13 protein-coding genes are annotated in these 22,027 nt (G+C 34.7%); 7 read left to right on the top strand and 6 right to left on the bottom strand.

Features of this window, described 5'->3' with window-relative positions; genetic code table 11:
* Window positions 1-15: 15 nt before the first annotated feature.
* On the top strand, window positions 16-480 hold the full coding sequence (locus NLM59_RS01080; RefSeq protein ID WP_304415890.1) for a hypothetical protein: 465 nt from the start codon (window positions 16-18) through the stop codon (window positions 478-480).
* Between the two features lie 79 nt (window positions 481-559).
* On the opposite strand, the gene NLM59_RS01075 is transcribed toward NLM59_RS01080, so the two are convergent.
* Both NLM59_RS01075 and NLM59_RS01070 read right to left on the bottom strand, forming a co-directional pair.
* Complete coding sequence (locus NLM59_RS01075) at window positions 560-1,396, bottom strand: T9SS-dependent choice-of-anchor J family protein (protein ID WP_304415889.1); 837 nt, start codon at window positions 1,394-1,396, stop codon at window positions 560-562.
* Between the two features lie 105 nt (window positions 1,397-1,501).
* Window positions 1,502-7,411, bottom strand: a complete 5,910-nt coding sequence (locus NLM59_RS01070; RefSeq protein ID WP_304415888.1) for an alpha-2-macroglobulin family protein — start codon at window positions 7,409-7,411, stop codon at window positions 1,502-1,504.
* Window positions 7,412-7,635: 224 nt separating this feature from the next.
* Between NLM59_RS01070 and porW the strand changes: the two genes are divergently transcribed.
* A complete protein-coding gene (gene porW, locus NLM59_RS01065) occupies window positions 7,636-10,101 on the top strand; it encodes a type IX secretion system periplasmic lipoprotein PorW/SprE (protein ID WP_304415887.1) in 2,466 nt (821 codons plus the stop codon).
* 51 nt (window positions 10,102-10,152) lie between these two features.
* On the opposite strand, the gene NLM59_RS01060 is transcribed toward porW, so the two are convergent.
* Window positions 10,153-10,971 carry a hypothetical protein gene (locus NLM59_RS01060; RefSeq protein ID WP_304415886.1) on the bottom strand — a complete coding sequence of 273 codons (819 nt, stop codon included), beginning with the start codon at window positions 10,969-10,971 and terminating at the stop codon, window positions 10,153-10,155.
* A gap of 48 nt (window positions 10,972-11,019) precedes the next feature.
* On the opposite strand from NLM59_RS01060, the gene NLM59_RS01055 reads away from it, so the two are divergent.
* Window positions 11,020-12,075, top strand: a complete 1,056-nt coding sequence (locus tag NLM59_RS01055) for a glycosyltransferase family 4 protein (protein WP_304415885.1) — start codon at window positions 11,020-11,022, stop codon at window positions 12,073-12,075.
* Window positions 12,076-12,136: 61 nt separating this feature from the next.
* On the opposite strand, the gene hemB is transcribed toward NLM59_RS01055, so the two are convergent.
* On the bottom strand, window positions 12,137-13,117 hold the full coding sequence (gene hemB / locus NLM59_RS01050; protein ID WP_304415884.1) for a porphobilinogen synthase: 981 nt from the start codon (window positions 13,115-13,117) through the stop codon (window positions 12,137-12,139).
* 212 nt (window positions 13,118-13,329) lie between these two features.
* On the opposite strand from hemB, the gene NLM59_RS01045 reads away from it, so the two are divergent.
* From NLM59_RS01045 to NLM59_RS01035, 3 genes are all read left to right on the top strand, one after another.
* The gene (locus NLM59_RS01045) at window positions 13,330-13,659 is read left to right on the top strand and encodes a T9SS type A sorting domain-containing protein (protein ID WP_304415883.1); all 330 of its coding nucleotides are present in this window, start codon (window positions 13,330-13,332) and stop codon (window positions 13,657-13,659) included.
* Between the two features lie 147 nt (window positions 13,660-13,806).
* The gene (locus tag NLM59_RS01040) at window positions 13,807-14,874 is read left to right on the top strand and encodes a diphosphomevalonate/mevalonate 3,5-bisphosphate decarboxylase family protein (RefSeq protein ID WP_304415882.1); all 1,068 of its coding nucleotides are present in this window, start codon (window positions 13,807-13,809) and stop codon (window positions 14,872-14,874) included.
* Window positions 14,871-17,546 (top strand): PD-(D/E)XK nuclease family protein, encoded by a 2,676-nt coding sequence (locus tag NLM59_RS01035; RefSeq protein ID WP_304415881.1) that lies wholly within the window; start codon window positions 14,871-14,873, stop codon window positions 17,544-17,546. The genes NLM59_RS01040 and NLM59_RS01035 overlap by 4 nt, the downstream gene beginning before the upstream one ends.
* A 77-nt stretch (window positions 17,547-17,623) precedes the next feature.
* Here the strand turns inward: NLM59_RS01035 and NLM59_RS01030 are convergent, their stop codons facing one another.
* On the bottom strand, window positions 17,624-19,054 hold the full coding sequence (locus tag NLM59_RS01030; protein WP_304415880.1) for an OmpP1/FadL family transporter: 1,431 nt from the start codon (window positions 19,052-19,054) through the stop codon (window positions 17,624-17,626).
* Between the two features lie 37 nt (window positions 19,055-19,091).
* Window positions 19,092-20,345: a hypothetical protein gene (locus NLM59_RS01025; protein WP_304415879.1), complete on the bottom strand. Its 1,254-nt coding sequence runs from the start codon at window positions 20,343-20,345 to the stop codon at window positions 19,092-19,094.
* Window positions 20,346-20,477: 132 nt separating this feature from the next.
* Here NLM59_RS01025 and proS point away from each other — a divergent pair, with 132 nt between their 5' ends.
* Window positions 20,478-21,953 carry a proline--tRNA ligase gene (gene proS / locus NLM59_RS01020; protein ID WP_304415878.1) on the top strand — a complete coding sequence of 492 codons (1,476 nt, stop codon included), beginning with the start codon at window positions 20,478-20,480 and terminating at the stop codon, window positions 21,951-21,953.
* Window positions 21,954-22,027 lie beyond the last annotated feature (74 nt).

Genomic DNA, 22,027 nt, shown 5'->3' with positions numbered 1-22,027 from the left:
AAAAAAATTAAATTAATGGCACTCAGTTTAAGTGTTGCTTTCGCTTTTATGAGTTGCAAGCAAGAAAGTGCAGACCAAGACCACGATATGCATGATGCTACAGAGGAAATGCACGAGATGGCTGCGGATGAGTATGAAATGATGGATGATCATTATGAAGCAGAGCAAGTAAGTCTTAACGACGGTGAGCGTTGGGTAGTAAATGAAGAAATGAAACCTTTTGTAGCTGAAGGTGAAAAGCTAGTAGCAGAATACAGAGGAGACTATAAAAAGTTGGCGGAAGACTTAACCGTCCAAAATAATCAATTGATTAAAAGTTGTACCATGGAAGGAACTAGCCACGATGAATTACATAAATGGTTGCATCCTCATTTGGAAATGGTAAAAGAATTGGGAGATATGGATAATCAAGAAGCTGCTGATAAGCAAGTGAATGAGATTAAAAAATCTTACCAAGTTTATCATGAATACTTTCAGTAAGGAGTTATAGAAAGTTCAGTTATTAAAATAAAAAAGCCGTTGCAATTGCAACGGCTTTTAATTTATTGTTTAACTAAGATTATTTTTTAATTAATTTCTTAGTTACAGTGTTTTTACCATCTGTTGCAGTAACTATATATAATCCTGCAGGTAAATTAGAAACATCGATTCCGTTAGCGTTGTAAGCTACTTTAGAAACTTGCTTACCGCTTAAGTTAGTTAAAGTAATTTGAACTTTGCTTGTGTTGAAGTTATCACCTAAATTAACTTTTACTAAATCACTAGCTGGGTTAGGGTATAAAGATAAGCTGCTTTTAGATAAAGTCAAATCATCAGTTGATAAAGTTTCAGCAACAACTTTAACATCATCAATTGAGATAAAGTCCATGTCGGTTACGTCATGGTGTCTGAAAGCAATATAAACTTCTGGTTCACCAGCAAAAGCAGAAATGTCAAAAGATTTAGCTACAGGTGCTCCTGAATGTGATGCATCACCTAAAGTTTCTGACATTTGAGTTTCAGAAGCTAATAAATCTGCAATAGAATTAGAAGTTGCAACATAAACAGAGTAGTGCTCTTGATCCCACTCAAAAGCAGGTACTTGAGTAATGTATTCTAAAGAAATGGCATTACCATCAACCGATGATAAATCAATCGCTGGAGAAATAGCCCAGTTATCAGGAGTCAATGGAGCTTGTTGCCATGATCTAGAAATTAATGATGTTGGAGTTATAGGATCCCCAAATTGATCAGTAACTTGAAACATATCTCCCCAATTATATCCATCCATGTCAGCATCAACTAAAGTCCAATCAGAAATGTCTTCATCATTGAAGTCATCCATCCAAATAGTTGTTTGAGAATAACCGAAAAGCATGCCTCCGATTAACGAAAGGCTAAGTAAAGTTTTTTTCATATTTAATTTTTTTACTATTAAACTTTCGAAGTTATTGAATATTCTATATTAAAGCAAATTCTTACTTTATGACTTATAGGTGACTACTTTTTTTAAAATCTAATTCTATTGATTTATTTGAATATTCATACCATCACTATGCGCTGTAAATTCTGGTGCATACATATTTTGAAGTTGGGTAATTCCATTCGAAAAGCTTCCCGCATTGTTGGCTCTTAAATCATATTCAAAGACATAAACACCTTTGGGCAAATAATCGATAAAGAAATTCGTAGCCGCATCTCTCGTGCTTTCATAATAGCCTAAACCATCTTGCCACTTAAATGAGCTCAATACATTCACTGGTTCAAATCCACTCGCGCGCATGTCTTTGATGTGTACAAACTCCATCGCTCTATCAGTTTGAATTTCAAGTCTAACTTTCACTAAATCACCGATTTCAATCGGAGCATTCTCAGTTATCTCAAACAGTTTAGGACCTTGTGGTGTATTCTTTTGAATAAACAATTGCTTTTTAAACTTAACATTTGTTTCAGCATTTGTGATTTTATCTAAATCCTCAAAATATTGCCAATACATAGCTCCCCAAGCAACTCCCGGAGAAGTTTTCTCTACTTCAACTTTCCCCATTTCTGGTGTGATTTCTCCTTTACTCCAACTTTCTTTTATATAACCACTACCACTTTGTACGTCGGTAGAAGGTTTTGTGTTGGCATCATACCAAATGTTATTTCCAACTTTTACCTCAATTCCATCCTCTGCATTTGTCCAGTCTTTTCCTGTGTTCATTAAGGCATAAACGGCTTCGGTAGTTGCTTTGGTAGAATTCCATTGGTTAGTCTGTTTATTTTTCAATAACCATACTTTCATGCTTTCTACGCTTTCAATATCTTTTGGCGTAATCTCATCAAATGCCTCTATTAACAAGGCTTGTGTTTCAACAGGAGCTTCAAACCATCGGTAACCACTCACATTTTCTTTCCAATACATGCCCATCTCACCTGACTCAACCGAGCGATCTTTAATAGAAAAAACTAAATCTTTGGCTTTTTGCTCGTGACCAAATCTATGAAGAGTTAGTGCTAATAGGGCTTGCGTGTTCAATGCGCGATCATATTTTTCTTTATCTAATTCGGTTAAGAAATAGTCTTTAGCCTTACTCAATTTATTATTTAATGGGTGTGATTCCAAGAAAAAACTTCTAGCATATAACCAATACAAACCATCATAATCACTCAAGAAATAGCGCTTTTTATCGGCTTGGAATTTATCCCATTTTTTCTCCATTTCATTATCTATAAACTCAATGGCTAAATCTGGAATGCTTTCTAAATCTATCGAGATATCTGAGTTTTCACCTATGCCCATTTTGGCTAAATGTCCGAATCCAGCTACAATATGTGTTGTGATATAAATATTTTCTTTTCCGCCTTCAAACCAAGCAAAACCTCCGTTTTCTGATTGTTTTTGCTCCAATTTTCTATAGGTATCATTCAACTCATTGCGCATTTTATTTAAATCAAATAAAACTGCAATTCTCTTCATTTGCTCAGTTTCACTTTGCGCATCTCTCACCCAAGGCGTCTCTTCTAAAAGTATATTTTTAAGTTCTTGATTCTCTTCCAAAGGTGAAATTAATTGTCCTTTACGATTCCAGTCATCAAAAACAGCTTTAATTTTTGGATTTGAATTTACAATGGATTGAGAGATTAAATTTCCATATAAACGAGCAAATACCTGTTCTGAACAATCATAAGGATATTCACGTAAATAGGGTAAGGCCATCACCGCATACCAAATTGGATTGGTGGTCATTTCCATCGTAAGCTTGAAGTTATCTCGAGTAGCTGAAGTCGTGTTCACCAACTTATCAAAAGTGAACGTTTTTGATTGGTTTTCTCTCACATGAATCGGCATAGTCTCCGTAACCATCATTCTATTCGTAAGAATAGGCAAAGCATTTTCTTCACCATCAGAGAACTCACCAGTGCCAGCCACGACTCTATAAACCACCGACTGAACTTCATCTACATTCGGGATTTGTAAGGTCCAAGAAACACTCGAGTTCCCTCCAGCTTCTACATCAAAACTTTGTTGAGCTTGATTTAAATTAAACTTAGCTTCTATCGGCTGCATACTAAATGCGTCAAAAAGCATTAACTGTGCATCGCCACTTAAATCTTTATCAGAAAGGTTGATGATTTTGGTATTGAAAATTACTTCATCGCCTTCTCTTAAGAATCTAGGCGCATTCGGAACAACCATCAACTCCTTTTGAGTAACAATATCTGCCTGGAAAGTTCCTATTTTTAAATCTTGGGTATGTGCCACCGCTTGAAAGTTCCATTGTGTTAAACTCTCTGGTGTTGTAAACTCAATTTTTAGGTTTCCATCTGCATCCGTTTTTAAATTCGGAAAGAAAAAGGCAGTTTCTTGAAGATTTTTACGCGCTTCAATTTGACCTAAGTTTTTATCCTCTCCATCTTTTAAAATACTCAATGCTTCATCAGCAACTTCTTCTGCAGGTGCAGGAGCGGCTGCATCACTAGCAGCTGCTACTTCTGCTACCTCTCCCGATAATTCTTTTCTAACCGCCATTGATTCTATTTCGGGAGATCGAAGTGAATACACTGCTACTACTTGATTTCTTAAATTATATTCATTTAAGTTTAAGCCGAATAAACTAATATCTTCATAGCTTAAAGATAATCTTGGTAATCGATTAAAATGATAGAGATCTCTAAAGTAAATTCCGCTGTGTTTCTCCCAACTTGATATGCTGCTATAATTAGCATTATATACAGTAAATTCATAAGGATTGGCAACAAATTCATCTAAGGATTTGTCATACATTCCTACCAAAACCTCAGCTAAGAATTTATCTCCAACTTTATCTTTAATATTCAAGGTCCAAGTTTCTTCTTCACCTGGTTTTAATTTATCTCTTAAGGTTTCTACACTTATATCCAGCTCTTTATTGGTATAAGGAACTTGAATGTCTATTCTTTTGTAAATAGATTCATTGAATTTAGAAAAATAAGCATGAACATAGACTCCGCCTCGATATTCTTCCTTGATCGGGAATTTAAAAGTTTTAGCGTTATTTAATTTTAAAATTTCTTTTTTAATAATTTTTCCATCGACTTCTAATTCAACCAAAACATGTGCATCCTTAGCGTCGGAAATGAATTCTATTTCTGCTGTATCCCCAGGTTTAAGTGAATTCTTTTTAAGTGAAGCATCAAAATAAATATTCTGATTTGAACTTAATTTAGAATCATAAACCTCAATAATTTTTATCGTTTCAATGCTATCATTTTCTATGATAGAAGTTGCTTTTAATTCATAGAAACCTGCTGGAATTTTGTTTTCCCAAGTTACTTCTTGTGAGTTAGAAGTATCCCAATCTGAGGTTAAAACAGTGTTTAATCGTTCTCTGTTCTCTATTAAATGCTCATTGTCATAAGCGATATATGGAAGTTTTTTTATGAACTCATTTTTATCAATCAATTCATAATCCACTTGATCTTGAGAATGACGTAATACACGATCTTGTGGCTTTATTTTAGTGATGCTAAAACTTCCAGTTGCGTCTGTATCAACTCCATTTAAATTCTGCGAAATCAATTTAATCTTATTAAACCCATCTACAGAAACTCTTTCAGGAGTTTCGATTCTAAGAGTTAAAGGTAGATCTCCAATTCTCACACTTCCTTCTACAGAATGCGTTTCCCCAGAAATATCTGTTATGTCAGCCACGATTCTATACACATAGGCTCTTTTACCGGCCTTTTCATTTTCTTTTGGTAAAGCGTTAAAATCGAACTTAAAAGCTCCGTCTTTATCAGTCTTGGTTTCACCAGAAGTCATATCGACTTCCTCTGTGTCATACCAACGCCACCACCAGCCGTATGGATTGTAGCTCTTTCTGAATACACGATAAACAACTTTTGCGTCCGAAACATTAGCCCCAGAAAATGTGCTTGCATTTCCACTAACTTCAACTTTTTGATTTAATTTATATACCCCAGCTAGCGTATCTAATTTAACCTGAAATTTAGGTCGTTTGTATTCTTCTACACTGATGGAATAGGCGCTAAAAGGCGACCATTTATTTTCAAAAGTGAAGCGTCCTGTTAATCCCGAGGAAGGCAAAACAAATTCGCCATGAGCGGAGCCAAATTCATTAGATGTTAGGTTTAATTTAGCTAAATCTTCATAATTCGGATCGTTTAATACAACCTCAAAAGGTTCATTTTTAGCAATTCGTCTTTCTTTTCCTTTAGTTTGATAGAGAATAGCTTTAAAGTACACAGTTTGTCCTGGTCTGTAAATAGCACGATCGGTAAAGATTTTAATCTCATTTTTCCATGTATCTTCCTGTTTGTTAGAATAGGAGTGATAAGAATAGGTATCCAAAGGATGTATTGCCTGATCGTCTTTGAACTGTAGTGCGTATTGTGAGTTATAGTCACGTTTGATAGATTTTAATTCTAAACGACCTAAATCATCCGTAGTGAATGTTTTGAGCGTCGTAAAAGGTCCATTTTTGATAGATTGAAGAAAATCTACTTTTTTATTTTTTAAAGGTAAACCTGTGTTTTTATCAAGAAGTTGCACTTCTTTGAAACTTTCACTTTCATTTGCGCGATTCCTAGATGCTATATCAAACTTAGTTGAAATAACGGGCGCCTGGAATAAGTGATGATTAATTTTTCCTTCAAAATTGTCGTTATTAGAAATCAGAATCACAAAATTACCTGCTTCTATCGCTGGAAATGGAATGTGAGTAGTATGGCTTTTGTAATCTTTAAACTTCTTTAAATCAACTGAATTTTGAAGTTTTAATTCACCTACTATTTTTAATTTTTTAGTTTTATAATTGTATTCAAATCCATTCGGATTTTTAGCAAGCTGATCAGGAGTTAACTTATAAACACGATAAAAGATTTTATCTACATTGGTGTGCGAAATGCTTAGCGGATTGTGCTGATCTGCATAGAAAGAATCATCAGTAGAGAAGCTTAATTGAGTCATTTCTATTTCCTGTTGAATGATTTTCGCTTCAGATGCTCCAAAGCTATCAGGAGCTCTCATTTGAGCTTCTTTAGCGATTTCCATGGCTTTCACAAGATCTCCTTGATTTCTGTATTCCTGTGCTAAACCAGACAAAATACGAGTAGACCATGGCTCTGATTGGTACTGTTGGTCAAGCTCAGTTAAGGCTTCAATTAAATTAAAATCAGCGTTTTTAGATTTTGAATAATCGATTTTGTCTAAATGACTTTGAATTAAAGCGCTTTTGTCTTTATCAGATTGATGAAGCTTAATCAGCTGACTATAAATTTCATCAATTTTTTCTTCTTTAATAGTTTGATTAAATTCTTGCGCATTAAATCTTTGATTAGTATAAAGTTGTAAAGCTCTTTTGGCTAAAATATCATATATGGTGGGTTGCAGGAATCTATAGGCATCACTTCCATAAAGTAAGAGATCGATTGAATTTAAATTCGTTGCAAAGAGTTTATTTTGATTGCTTAGGGATGCTTGTAACTGCTCATCTATTTTATTTAAATATTGCTCAGTAGACCAAGCTCTAAAATCTTTCGACGAATTTTCATTTACATTGGTTCTATTGTGAATGCGATAGTAGTTCTCATTATAATAATTGAAATATAATTCAGCTAATACAGATTGTAAAACAGCTTTTTGAACTGAATCTGAATTATCAATTTCATTTTGTATTTGCTGCTCTGTTTCTAAAACTACATTTTCATCGTCTGAGGTTTCAATGGCGATTCTAGATTTAAAAAGTAGGGCTTTAATCAAGTCAGCCGATTGATTAGCTTTTTTAGCTTCGAGATAAATTTCATCTAATAAAGGAGCAAGAGACTTAGTTTTTCCTGAATTAATTTCGTTTTGAATATTATCCCATTTTGCTTTGAAAGGATATTTTTGTGCCATAGTTGGTATGCATATTAGGAGCATACCGAATATAATAAAAAATTTACGCATGAGCTTGGTTTGTTACATTATAAACAATTTTATTGCCAAGATTTTGGTTTATGTTAGAATAGGAGATATTTAATTTATTAGGATTAAATTTAGATAAATTTTAAGAATAAGCTTAACTTAAACTTGAACATAAAATTAATTCGACTTAAATTCCACGAAAGACTTGACCAATCTATATACGAATTCTGTGAATTAAACGTTTTTTTTAATTAGATTTGTTACTTATGACAAAAAGAGCTTTTTCGGTTGTTATTCTAGTGGCATTCTTTGCATTATCTGCTTGTTCGGCGAGCAAAGACAGCCTTAAGAATAGAGCCTATCACAATATGACTTCATGGTTCAATGCGCTATTTAATGGGCAGGCTGCGATGGATCAAAAACTTGATGAGCTAAAATCTGGACATAAAGATGATTATTTCCAGACTTTGCCCGTTGAGCCTTATGGTGAATTTGTTGCAGACGATAGTCCAGATATTATGCAAGCACCTGCTGGTGTTGGTAGAGGACCAAACTTGAAATCTGGTAATTTATTGAGCAATGAAAGTAGCTCTAAAACTGGTTTTGCAAAAGCAGAAGAAAAAGCACTTAAAGTTATTTCTAATCACTCTATGAATATTAGAGGAAAAGAGCGTAATAAGTTGATCTCTAGAGCTTACTTAATGTTGGGGCAGGCGAGGTATTACCAAGGTAAACCATTCCAAGCGATGGATGCGCTTCAGCAAGTTCAAGGATTACCATTTGATAAGCATAAAGAGGAGTCTAAATATTATGCTGCTTTAGCACAAGTACAGGCTGGAAACGATTTTGCTGCCATGGAAGTTTTGGATGAGTTATATCAAAACGATGATCTTAAAAAAGATTTGAAATCTAGAGTTGCAAAGCATTTGGCTTGGAAATTCTATGAAGAAGGAGAAAATGAAAGTGCCTTAAATGGTTTAGATAGAGCGATTAAGTTTTCAAAAAATAGAAATGAAAAAGCTCGTTTGAACTTTATTCAAGGTCAGATTTTGACCGAAATGGGTAAATATGACGAGGCAAACGCTAAGTTTAATAAATCATTTAAGTTAAAGCCAGGATTCGAGATGGAAGCTCGTTCGCAAGTAGCTGTTGCTATGAATTTTGACCCTATGACTCATGATTATAATAGCTATAGAAAGAGGTTGATGAAGTTAGCTAATACAGGAACTTATGCAACTTATAGAAATGAATTTTTCTATGCTTTAGGACAACTTGAAGAAAAAAGAGATTCAATTGGATTGGCGCAGGAAGCTTATATGATGGCATTGAATGAAAAAATGTCTGACCCTAGATTTAGAGCAGAAACTTACGCTGCCATGGGACAAATTAAGTTCAACGCATCTGATTATGTTTATGCAGGCGCATATTATGATTCTGCAGTAACTGCTATAACTGAAGGTCCTAGAAAAGTAGAGTTAACTAAATTTAGAGATAATCTTAGATCAGTAATCGATAAGTATTACTTGGTTCAAAGAAATGATAGTATTCTTAAGTTGGTTGCGATGCCAGAGGCGGATAGAACTACTTTCTTTAATGCTTATATCGAGGATTTAAAGAAGAGAGATGAGGAAAAACAAAGAGAAGAAGAGGAGCAAGCTACTCAATTCTTAACGCAGACTAAGGGAGGAAACTTCGGTAGTGGTTTTGATCAAGGAGATGGTAAATTCTATTTCTATAGTAGCTCAGCTAAATCTCAAGGAGAGTCTGAATTTAGAAGAATTTGGGGTGATAGATCTTTAAAAGATAATTGGAGACTTTCTTCTACTGGAAGCACGATTGAAGATCAAAAAGCTGAACTTACGGGTACTGCAAATCTTAACAATCCACGTAGATATGAGTTGGCTTATTATTTAGAGCAAATTCCATCTACTCCTAGAGCAATTCATGATTTAAAGATGGAACGTGACACTACTGAACTATCTTTAGGAATGGATTACTTTGATAAGTTTAAAGATGCTAAATTATCTACCAATACATTAGAACATTTGGTTAGTACTCCGCCTAAAGAGGATGAGGTTTTATTAAAAGCTTTATACAATTTATATCGCGTAAATGCTGATAAGAATGTAGCTTTAAGTGAGAAGTATAAAAATAAAGTTTTAGAAGAATATCCAAATACGATTTACGCTGAATTTATCTTAAACCCACAGGGTGATTTCTCTGAAGAAAATAGTCCAGAAGTCTTGGCATTATATCGAGAGACCTATGATGCTTATAAAGAAGAGGAATATGAGTTGGTGAAGCAAAATGCGATTCAAGCTTTCGAGGAATTTCCAATGGCTAAAATCATTTCAAAATTTGCTTTGTTAAATGCCTATGCTGATGCCGCACTATCTGGTGAGGAACAGTATAAGGCAGGTTTAGAAAGAGTCATTATTCTATATCCAGGCACAGATGAGGCTAAACATGCTCAAAGTTTATTGGATAAATTAAATAATAAAAATAAGAAGCAGCCAGAAACTCCTAAGCAAGAAGAGTCTAAGAAATTAGCTGAGGATGTGAAGGAGAAAAAGCCACAGCAAGACGAATCTCAAAAGCTAATTGATAAGCAAAAACGAGATATACTTCAAGGCAAAGGAGGAGAGTTACAAAATAGTCCTCAAAAGATTCAAATTAAGTCTGATAATACGCTCAATCGCAAGACGAAATCTCAGATTAGAAGAGAAAGATAAGCTTGATGTTTAATGCAAATTAAGATTTAATAAACTGCTATAATTAGTGGTTTATTCTGCATCTCTTATCTCTAATCTACGTTTGAAAATAGGCGCTTTTTCTTTAAATAATCTCGCAAAACTTAGGTAATCTTCTTGCAGATAATAGCTTTCGTATTCTCCATTAGAATGATCATAAGTGTATAACAAGAATCCGCGAATATCTGCTTCTGGAATCCCCAAAACCTCGACAAAATATTTATTTCCCAAATATTCTTGAACATCAACCATTCGCTTCTCTAATCGCTCAAATTGGTTGAGGTTTTCCATTTTTCGGTAATAACCGGTAATTGATTTATAGAGCGCCTCAACATTTAAAGAAGTTGGGATTGGAATAGGACCTAATTTAGGAATTACATCCTCCTTTCTTTCTTTTGGCTTCATGTCGAGTGTGCGAATATCAATACCCAAATTCGCATAAATCCTTTCCACATCATCACGCATTCTAACCGACTTCATGTCCTTTTTTAAATCTCCCGTCAAAGGTGGTCGTGCAATGACATCTTGTAACGTAATTACTTCATAATTCATGTGGATAACCAACGGCTTTTGTTCAAAGGAAGACTCTCTCACAACAAACTTTCTATCAATCAAAAAAGGAGCTTGAAACAATAAGGTATCACCCACTTGTGCTTGAACCTTGAACGAACCCGTAATGTCGCTAACGGAATAAACTTTCGTGCTTTTATTGGTAATGACTACACCTTGTGGATAATCATCCCTAAAGTCGACGACAATCATTCCATTTAAAGATTTCTCTTGCGCTAATACCTGAGCATTAAATAGACAAAAGCTTGTTAGGACTAGGTATTTAATAAAATTGTTCAACATTAACCAATTAACTTAAGTTCAAAATTACAATATTTGCACATAATACTTATGAAACGCAAATCTATCTTATTTGTTTATTCCCAATGGCAATCCTTTGTTAGAGAGGATTACAATCTCTTATCTGACGAATTAAAAGTGAATAAGTTGCAATTTGAGCTAAATAAATCTCTTTTTGCATTCATAAAAGGTCAGCTTTTAGGGATTATTAGCTTGCTTAAACAAGTTCCACGCCATGATGTAAGCTATATCTGGTTTTGCGATTATCATGCTTTTTGGTCGGTGTTAATCTCTAAAATATTCAATAAGAAATCCATCATTATTGTCGGAGGCTTTGATGCAGTGAGAATACCTTCTATAGATTATGGTTTGTTTATGGATAGTGGATTACGCGTTAAATTGGCAAAATGGGCTTATAGAAACTGCGATCGAATTATTGCTGTTGACCAATCACTAATTAAAGGAGAGAACACCTATGCAGGAAAAGGAGCAATTACGGGTGTTGCTCATTTTGTAGAGGGAATAGAAGAGAAATCTTTGGTAATCCCAACCGGCTATGATTCTGGTAAATGGAAAAGTAAGGTTAAAAAGCGACAAGTTTTAACAATAGCATTGATCAAGGATAAAAAAGTTTTTAATAGAAAAGGAATCGATCTGTATTTAAATGTTGCCAAACGAATGCCTGAAGTGCCATTTTATTTGGTGGGTTTACAGAATTTAAGTTTGATTCCAGAGGATTTAAGGGACTTACCAAACTTGACGATTTATCCAATTTTACCACAAGAAGATTTGATAAACTTATATGCTGAAAGCGAAGTATATGCTCAGTTCTCGGTTTCAGAAGGTTTGCCTAATGTTTTATGCGAGGCCATGATGTCGGGCTGCGTTCCTGTAGGTACTTCAGCAAATGGAATTCCTAATGCTATCGGTGATTGTGGCTTTGTTTTACATGAAAAAGACGTGGATAAAGCAGTGGGATTAGTAAATAAAGCTCTTAAATCGGGTGAAGAATTGGCTATATGTTCTCAAAATAGAATTAAGTCCATGTTTTGGTTTGAGGATCGTAAGGAACGATTGCTGAAAGTGATTCAGGAATTATTGAATTAAAAAAAGCGTAAAATCAGACTCTAGCTAATTTTACGCTTTGATTTTGTTTGCTTAAATTATTTTAAGGTTGCTTAAGAATCCTAGCTACTTCTTTAGCGAAATAGGTGTTAATGATATCAGCACCCGCGCGTTTAAATGCCATCATGCTTTCCATCATACACTTGTCGTGGTCTAGCCAACCTTTTTCTGCAGCAGCTTTTAACATAGCATATTCACCACTAACTTGATAAACTGCTACTGGCATTTTGGTATGGTCTTTAACTTTCGCCAAAACATCTAAATAAGGCATTCCTGGCTTGACCATTAAAATGTCTGCACCTTCTAATATATCTAATTCCGCTTCGGCTAAGGCTTCATCTGAATTAGCAAAATCCATTTGGTAAGTTTTCTTGTCTCCAAACCCTGGAGCAGAATCCAAAGCATCTCTAAATGGACCATAGAAAGAACTTGCATATTTAGCAGAATAACTCATAATCCCAACATGGTGGAATCCATTTTCTTCTAAAATCTCACGAATCGCTAAAATTCTACCATCCATCATATCCGATGGAGCAATAAAATCAGCACCAGCTTCTGCATGAGAAAGTGCCATTTTTGCTAAAATTTCAACGGTTTCATCATTTAAGATTTCTCCATTTTCAACCACACCATCATGTCCGTTGGATGAGAAAGGATCTAAAGCCACATCCGAAAAAACTAAAATCTCTGGTTGGACTTTTTTAATTAAGCGAATCGCTCTTTGCATCAATCCTTCAGGGTTTAAAGCTTCTGTTCCATGATTATCTTTTAGTTCATCTGGAACTTTAGTATAAATATTTACCGCTTTAATCCCAAGCGCATAGGCTTCTTTGATTTCTTCTTCAAGCATGTCCAAAGAATATCTATAATAGCCTGGCATACTGCTGATTTCAAGTTTTTGGTTTTCACCTTCAACAATGAAAAGAGGCATCATTAAATCATCAACCGTTAGTGTGTTTTCTCTAATTAGGCTGCGAATAGCATGTGAATTTCTTAATCTTCTATTTCTTTGGTATGGATACATGACATAAAATTTAAGCTACAAAGATACGGCTTAAGCAAGCGTATATAAATGATTTATATCAAAAAAGCTTATGCTTCAATTAGCTTTTAATAAGTTTTTGAAGAAAAATTATAGTTTTGAAGCATGAATACAATAAAATGGTTTGATATTTGAAATTAATGTTATACTTTTGTACGTAACTGATGAAAAAATATTTCTACATATTATTCTTTATGATTTTCTCAATCGGAATGGCGAATGCTAATTTACCGATGGAGGATATCGATTTTACTAAAGTTGCTGTCGTAGACACGAAGGAGAAAGTTGTACTTTATCCTAATCCCGCTACCACAACTTCAGAGATTAAAGTTATTTCTGATAAATCAAGAATTGTAGAGGTGAGTGTTTATAGCCTTTTAGGAAATAAACTATTCGAAAGAGCTTACAGTGGTGATGACAAAACGATTCAACTGAACGTACAGAACTACAAAAAAGGTAAGTACTTAGTGAAAATCATCTTTTCAGATGGAACTTCAGAAGTGAAGGCACTAATAAAACAGTAAATAACACAAATTTGATATATAAGACTCACGAATTTCGTGGGTCTTTTTAATTTTAAAGAAAATTGTGGTTTTATTGCAAATTCAACACTTGTCTTACGAGTCATACTTTTAAGAATATTCCTTACTTTAGCATTCTAACTTCATACTATGCTAGCAAAGGATTTCATTGTTCAAAAATCTGAATTTGACTTAAATAAATCAGGAAAGGTAAGTGCCAAAAGCCTATCTAATATTGCTTTGGTGAAATATTGGGGAAAAACAGACCCACAAATCCCAACCAATCCTTCAATTAGTTATACGTTGACAAATAGCTATACAGAAACAACTTTAAGCTTTGAGCCTAAAAAAGCGAATGAATCAGAAATTAGAGTGTTTTTAGATGAGGTAGAAAAGACGGATTTTGTTCCAAAAATCAAGAAGTTTTTTCAACGAATTGCGGAGTATGCTCCTTACTTAGAGGATTATGACTTTACTCTACATACCCACAATTCTTTTCCGCATAGTAGTGGAATTGCATCATCGGCCAGTGGGATGAGCGCACTATCTAAGTGTTTGATTCAGATGGAAGTAGAGTTAGGTTATAAAGCTAAAAACCAATTACAAAGAAGTTCTTTTTTGTCAAGATTAGGTTCTGGAAGTGCCTGTAGATCTGTTTATCCAGGTTTAGTAACTTGGGGGGAATCTGAGTATATTGAGGGAAGTTCTGACTTATTTGCAATTCCATTAGAAAAGGATATTCACCCAGTTTTTAAAGCATTTAATGATACTATTTTATTGATTCACGAAGGCACTAAATCGGTTTCTAGCACGGTGGGTCATCAATTAATGAATAACCATCCTTATGCACAATTAAGATTTAATGAAGCTAAGCAAAATATCAAAAAGCTTTTAGAAATTCTAAAAAGTGGAGATTTAGAAGCATTTGGAAAGTTAGTGGAACATGAAGCTTTGTCCTTACACGCTATGATGATGTTGTCTGATCCAGCATTTATTTTAATGAAACCAAATACAGTATCCGCATTAGATAAATTATGGGAATTTAGAAAAGAAACAGGACTGCCTTTGTTTTTTACATTAGATGCTGGTGCTAACATTCACTTATTATATCCAGATGAGGGAAAAGAGAAAATAGAAGCTTTCATTCAATCTAATTTATTGCCTTTGTGCCAAAACGAAGGTATTATTTATGATCGAGCAAATTTTGAAGTCCTATGAAAAGCTTTTTAACTGAAGTTGTAGAAGATTTATTAGCACAAGAATTAGACTTTAAACACACCACTTTAATTATTCCTGGTGTTCGCCCGAAAGCGTTTTTGCGTAAGACTTTTGTCGAATTAGGTTTTCAAGGGATGCTTCCTCAAATGATTACCATAGAGGAGTTTTTAGAAGAGGTGACTGGCTTGAAGATGGTTTCTGGAGTACCGCTTTGGTTTGCTGCCTATAATGCTTATCAGAGCCACGTAGAAGAGCCTAAAACTTTTGATGAGTTCTTAAAGTTTGCACCCATATTATTAAAAGATTTTGATGATATCGATGCTTCGTTGTGTGATGATCGAGGACTTTTAGATAATTTAATTTCCGAAGAGAGAATTAAGGTTTGGGGAAGGAGTATGGAGGTAGGTTTGAGTGATTTAATGAAAAATCATCTTGGATTTTGGACCGATGCTCGAGCAACTTTTTTTGGTTTAAGAAAAATTTTATTAGAGGAAGGAAAAGCTTATCGAGGTTTATTGGCAAAGAAAGCGAGTGAAGAAATTCAAAATTTTGTTGCTAAAGATAGCTCGGAGAAATATGTTTATATAGGTTTTAATGCTCTCACTCATGCTGAATTGAATATGCTTCAGTATCTTGTAGAAGCCGAAAGGGCAATCTCTTATTGGGATGCCGATGTTTATTATATGAACAATAAAGATCAAGAAGCAGGTGATTTCTTGAGAAAGTATCGAGCTCTATTTCCAGATGAATTTAAATTCATACACAAGAACTTTGAAAAAGATAAGAAGCTTAAAATTGTAAATGTTCCCAAGCAGGAAACTCAAGCAAAATATATTGGAAATCATTTACAAGAATTAACGGAAGAGGAAAGAGAGAAAACAGCCATCGTACTAGCGGATGAACAACTTTTGCCAGCTGTATTGAATGCATTACCGGAGAATATTCAAAAATTGAATATTACGATGGGATTGCCATTACAAATGGTTCCAATTTCTAGCTTTTTTAAGGAACTATTTCAATTGCATCTCACAAGAGAAAAGTTTGATAAAACTGGAGTTTATTATTATAAAAATGTACTCAATTTATTACAACATTCGAATTTTAGAGGTTTCTTTTTGCCTCAAGCAGAATCCTTGTTAGAGCATTTACACAAGCATAATTTAATCTTTGTTTCTATCTCAAAGCTAAATGATTTAAGTATAGAAAATTCATTTTATAAGATTTTTGATGCTCCGAATTCTGTTCAGGATTTATTGAGTAATGTGATATCCTGGATTAATTTAGTCTACGAAAGCGGTGACTTGCCTACGATGGATCAAGAATATCTGTTTAGGTTCAGAAGTATTTTTATGCAGCTAAACGATTTAGTGCAAGAACATGATTTTATCGATAACTTTAAAGTCTTGCATCAACTTTATCAGCAGTTACTGCTCTCAGAATCCGTGTCGTTTGTGGGAGAACCCTTGGTGGGTTTACAGCTATTAGGAATGTTAGAAACACGTTTGCTTGATTTCGAACATATAATTCTTGCTTCGGTGAATGAGGGAACCCTTCCTTTAGGGCGTCAAGAAAATTCATTTATACCCTTTGACTTTAGGGTAGAAGCCAAACTGAATACTTTCCTAGATAATGATGCGATTTATGCTTATCACTTCTATCGTTTAATTCAACGATGTAAATCTGCTGTCTTCTTATATAATTCGGATAGCGAAGGCATGGGGACAGGAGAAGCAAGTAGGTTTTTACTTCAATTAAAGTTAGAATCTCCTCATGCTATCATTGAAGAAATTGCAACACCTAGCTACAGTAAATCTCCAACGAGTCTGCTAACTATTGAAAAAAGTGAAAGCGTTCTCAAGCAATTAGACAAGTGGAAGAAAAAGATTTCTCCTTCTTCTTTAGGTACGTATTTATTTAATCCTATTGATTTTTATTCACGACAAATCTTACGAGTAAGAGAAGAGGATGAGGTTGAAGAAGTGGCAGATGATCGAACCTTAGGTAATATTGTTCATAAGGTTTTAGAAGAATTGTATTCGGATTATATCGGTCAAATTTTAGATGAGCATCATTTCAAGGAAATTGAGAAGAAACAGGATAGAGTTTTCCATCAAGTGGTAGAGGAAGAACTGTTGAAGGGCCACGAGGCTAGAGGAAAGAATATCATTATTCTTAAAGTTGCTCAAGAAATGATTTCGAATGTAATTAAGAAAGATAAATTACTAATTCGAGATAATGAATTGGTAATAAAAGAGCTCGAGAAATCACATAGTAAAGATTTTATTACGCCTAATGGAAATGAAGTTTCATTTTTTGGATTTATTGATAGAATCGATCAGGTGAACGGAGTCACTAGAATTCTAGATTATAAATCAGGTTCGGTTAACCAAGCTGACTTAAGAAAAACTGAGAAAAATGTAGAGAATCTGCTAAAGGATTATACTGGCGCTAAAGCGATTCAATTGGCTATGTATGCTTATATGATGAACTATAAACAAGCAAAAACAGGGATATACCCACTTCGTTATTTCTCAAAAGATATTCACTACCTAGAATGGGAAAAGAATGATTTATTAAGCTTAAGTGATTTAGAGCCTATTTTAACTGAAGTAGGTTATTTAATTGATGAAATTCTTAATCCAGAAGTTCCTTTTCAAGAATTAGAGGAATAAAGTTAAAAACTATAACGCATTAAAAAGCCGTCTCCTAGGAGACGGCTTTTGTATAACTTTACATTTTATCTACAAGATTAGAATCTAAATCCTACCGTTAAAGCAATATTCCCTTGTTGCTCTGTTATATCTTTTACACTTTGTGCAAATCCACTTTCGCTAGCATTCAAAGACAAAGCATTTAAAGCTTCTGTCTGGGTTAATCCTGTTGCACTGATTTCACCACCGTAGTCATAGAAATTTCCTGAAATTAAATAGTTTCGATCTCTTTCGTAGAAGCTATAGGCAGCATCTATATAGAAGCTTTGGAATTCATAACCCAATCCTAATGAAAAGCCAGAAAGGTCTCCAAAAGGCTGGTAAGTATTACCGTCTCCTAATAAATCTACTTCCTCAAATGGTGTTTGCTCGTATCTATAACCACCTCTTAATCTAAAATCCTGTAATCTCATCTCGGCACCCACTTTAATAGTGCTGGTTCCTTTCATATTATTTGAGATAAAAGCATTTTCTGCTAAGAAAGCATCAGTTGGTTTAAACTTAGCCGAACTATAATCTGTATAGATATAATCAGCACTAATTAAACCATTAGATCCAATAACAACAGCAGCTGATCCTGTGAACTTTTGAGCTGTGGTTAAATCATTTAAATAAGCTAGTGTTTCTCTATCTATATAATAATATTCCTCTTCGCCGTCTATTGCACTAAACATGGCATATTGTGTCGTTAATTCTTCTGTATCCGTATACCATGTAGGAGACTGATAAGACGCACCTAATCTAATCTGTTGATTTATTTTAGCAATCACACCAAGACTTGCAGAAATTCCCGTTCCTAAACGTGAGTTAGGTGTTCCATCTTTAATAAATCTATAATTATTATCAAACTGAACATCATCAACACGCATGGCTTCAATCTGGTCAGCATCGTAGGTATGGAAATTCAAACCACCACCTAAATAGATGTTATTATTATAATTAGCAGCCACATTTAAATTTGTAACGGAAGAACTACCAATTCTTTCAGAATAGTAATCCGTCATTTTATTTCCGTTAGAAGCAACTGTATTTGGCTTTAAATTTATAGCTTCATTTACTGTATTTTGCCTTTGAAAGTTTAAACCTACAGCAATGTTTTTCCAATTGTGACTCTGTAAATCATCAAAAACTAATACAGCACCTGCTTGATCAAAATTTATTTTAGAATCACTAAAATCAGAGCCTTGGTTCGAATTCAATTTTGTTTTAGCCATATTGACTCCAGCGGTTAGCGTACCTTCTGATTGTAAGAAAACTGCCGCACCTGCAGGGTTGATACTGGTAGCAGATAAATCTCCACCTAAAGCACCCATAGCGCCACTCATTCCTTGAAATCTAGCAGTTCCACCTAAAGCTGAACCACTATTGTATTGATGTAACTCTTCTGGATATTGGTTTACCAAATTCTCCTGTGCAAAGGAGAAAGTTGATAATCCAACAATAAAGCTTAAAATTATATTTTTTTTCATGATAATTAACTAAATGATAGTTTCCTTCCTAATTTATTTATCTTCTTCTAATTCCGCCTGAGCTTCTTACGGGTGAAGAAGATCTAACTGGTGGTGTGCTTCGGATAGAAGGCGAGGTTGGTCTTGACGGAGTACTGTTGTAATTTCTATTTCTAGTAGGAGGTGTGCTAGGCGTAGCCTTTGGCGTCCTAGTCGGTACGTTATTATTGTATTTAGTACCCCTCGTAGGTCTTGGCGTATTTCTCACATCATTCTGACGAATTGGTGTGGTAGATCTAATGTTAGGATTAACTCTATTATTAGTTCTTACACCGCTATTTGTATTTACCTCCTCAGTAGTTCTAGGTCTAATTCTTACTGGATTCGTGTTGATATCACTTGAAACATTCTGGTTTCTAGAATTTCTAGTTGGCGTTGTTCTAATTTGATTATCATCTACAGTACTTGTAGCTCTAGTTCTAGTTGGTGAATTAGGTGTTAATGTTGCATTGTCTCTAGTAATTCCAGAGTTAGTTCTAGTCACATTTCTCTTTCCAGCGACATTGTCTCTAGTAATTCCATTCTGAATACCTTTTCCTCTATATATTTCTCTCATTACTCTGTTACCATAGTAGTTGTTATAATATGGACTTCCGTAATATCCTGAATAATAAGGGTGGCCATAATAACCATAGCTACCGTAGTAGTAAGGTCCATAATATGGGTGGAAGGGTCCGTAGAATCCGCTATATCCGTATCCGTAACCAAAGTAAGGGTATCCGAATCCATAATAGCCTGAATAGAAAGGACTATATCCCCAAGAACTCCAGCCATAGTTCCATCCGAAACTTCTGTAAGGTCCGTACCAACCTCCGTAGAATCTGCGGTTCCAGTTATATGTAAGAGGGCCGTAATAGTTGTTCACATGGATTTCTACACCTTGATAATCACCCCAATCATTATAATTTCCATTGCTGTCGTTAGTAACAACAACGCTATCGTCATTATATGATCTAGATTCTTGCTGTGTAGTTTGAGACGTTTCTGGTGCATTTCCACTATCATCGAAGTATCTTCCGCCCATTCTAATAGGCTGCTCTTCTTGATAGGTATACACCTCATCGCTTTGTTGATATTCTCTATCTTCTACCACAACTTGCCTAGTTGGTTGAGAAGATGGGTCATAATATATTCCGTCGTTTTCTCCAACTGTTTGTTGAGAAACCGAGCATGATGTTACTCCAAATAAAATCATTCCAACGGGAAGGATTTTTTTAAAGATTTGGTCGTAGTTGTACTTTGTTGGTTTCATCTTGTAGAATTATTGCATGTAAAGTTAGTAATTTAATTAAATTTGCATATCGTTGCAAACTGTTAATAATAAAACAAAAGTGGTGCCATGTTATGTTAAAATAGGCGCTGCTAAAGAGATTAAAGAATTTATATGGCAAAATTAACTTCAAGAGAAGAAGATTATAGCAAATGGTATAACGAGTTAGTTGTTAAAGCTGATTTGGCCGAAAACTCGGGTGTTAGAGGCTGTATGGTCATCAAACCCTATGGTTATGCTATATGGGAGAAAATGCAAGCCCAATTAGATAAAATGTTCAAGGAGACAGGACATCAAAATGCTTATTTTCCATTATTTGTCCCGAAACACATGTTCGAGGCCGAAGAAACTAATGCTGAAGGTTTTGCTAAAGAATGTGCAGTTGTAACACATTATAGACTTAAGTCAAACCCAGATGAACCTGGAAAGTTAATGGTGGATCCAGATGCGAAATTAGAAGAGGAATTAGTGGTAAGACCAACTTCGGAAGCAATTATTTGGAGCACTTATAGAAACTGGATTCAATCATATAGAGATTTACCTATTTTAATAAACCAGTGGGCAAACGTAGTTCGTTGGGAAATGAGAACCCGCTTGTTTTTAAGAACTGCAGAGTTTTTATGGCAAGAAGGACATACTGCGCATGCGACCAAGCAAGAAGCAATTGACGAAACTGTACAAATGGTAAACGTTTATGCTGATTTCGCGGAAAACTATATGAAGATGCCAGTGGTTAAAGGAGTTAAGTCTGAGTCAGAAAGATTTGCTGGAGCAGAAGATACTTATTGTATCGAGGCTTTAATGCAAGATGGAAAAGCTCTGCAAGCTGGAACTTCTCACTTCTTGGGTCAGAATTTCGCTAAAGCATTCGATGTGAAATATGCAACAAGCGAGGGAACACAAGAATATGTTTGGGCAACCTCTTGGGGAGTTTCTACAAGGTTGATGGGAGCTTTAATTATGACGCATTCCGATGATAAAGGATTGGTACTGCCATCTACTTTGGCGCCAATACAAGTGGTAATTGTTCCAATTTACTTTAATGATGAGCAAAAAGCATTGGTAGATGAGAAGTCCGAAGCTATTGTTAAGTCACTTAAAGAAAAAGGTATCAGCGTTAAATATGATAACGATGATAAGCAAAAGCCAGGATGGAAGTTTGCTGAATATGAATTGAAAGGTGTTCCAGTTAGAATTGGAGTAGGGCCTAGAGATCTAGAAAAAGGTCAAGTTGAGGTAGCGAGAAGAGATAATTTAACTAAAGAATTTGTCAGTTTAGAGAATTTAGAGGAGGCAATCCCGGCTTTATTGTCAGAAATTGATGCTAATATCTATAATAAGGCTAAATTATATAGAGATTCACACATCACTGAAGTTAATGATTGGGATGAGTTCCAAAAAGTTTTAGAGGAGAAAGGAGGTTTCTTATCTGCTCATTGGGACGGAACCATGGAAACAGAGGCCAAAATACAAGAGTTGACAAAAGCTACCATACGTTGTATTCCTTTAGATGCTAAACAAGAAGAAGGTAAATGCGTTTACACAGGAAAGCCAAGTACGCAAAGAGTTTTATTTGCCAAAGCTTATTAAGAAAAGTCAATTTTATTATAAAAAACAAAGAGTCCGCTAAACCAGCGGACTCTTTTATTTAAATTGAAAACAAA

Origin of the sequence: Profundicola chukchiensis (assembly GCF_029664245.1) — a bacterium.
In the GTDB taxonomy this organism is placed as follows: domain Bacteria; phylum Bacteroidota; class Bacteroidia; order Flavobacteriales; family Weeksellaceae; genus Profundicola; species Profundicola chukchiensis.
This window is presented reverse-complemented; position numbering and strand designations above follow the sequence as displayed.

Coding starts and splice junctions, on each gene's coding strand:
- NLM59_RS01045 (WP_304415883.1), top strand. CDS start 13,330: ATGATTTTCTCAATCGGAATGGCGAATGCTAATTTACCGATGGAGGAT.
- NLM59_RS01075 (WP_304415889.1), bottom strand. CDS start 1,396: ATGAAAAAAACTTTACTTAGCCTTTCGTTAATCGGAGGCATGCTTTTC.
- proS (WP_304415878.1), top strand. CDS start 20,478: ATGGCAAAATTAACTTCAAGAGAAGAAGATTATAGCAAATGGTATAAC.
- NLM59_RS01060 (WP_304415886.1), bottom strand. CDS start 10,971: ATGTTGAACAATTTTATTAAATACCTAGTCCTAACAAGCTTTTGTCTA.
- NLM59_RS01040 (WP_304415882.1), top strand. CDS start 13,807: ATGCTAGCAAAGGATTTCATTGTTCAAAAATCTGAATTTGACTTAAAT.
- porW (WP_304415887.1), top strand. CDS start 7,636: ATGACAAAAAGAGCTTTTTCGGTTGTTATTCTAGTGGCATTCTTTGCA.
- NLM59_RS01055 (WP_304415885.1), top strand. CDS start 11,020: ATGAAACGCAAATCTATCTTATTTGTTTATTCCCAATGGCAATCCTTT.
- NLM59_RS01030 (WP_304415880.1), bottom strand. CDS start 19,054: ATGAAAAAAAATATAATTTTAAGCTTTATTGTTGGATTATCAACTTTC.
- NLM59_RS01025 (WP_304415879.1), bottom strand. CDS start 20,345: ATGAAACCAACAAAGTACAACTACGACCAAATCTTTAAAAAAATCCTT.
- hemB (WP_304415884.1), bottom strand. CDS start 13,117: ATGTATCCATACCAAAGAAATAGAAGATTAAGAAATTCACATGCTATT.
- NLM59_RS01070 (WP_304415888.1), bottom strand. CDS start 7,411: ATGCGTAAATTTTTTATTATATTCGGTATGCTCCTAATATGCATACCA.
- NLM59_RS01080 (WP_304415890.1), top strand. CDS start 16: ATGGCACTCAGTTTAAGTGTTGCTTTCGCTTTTATGAGTTGCAAGCAA.
- NLM59_RS01035 (WP_304415881.1), top strand. CDS start 14,871: ATGAAAAGCTTTTTAACTGAAGTTGTAGAAGATTTATTAGCACAAGAA.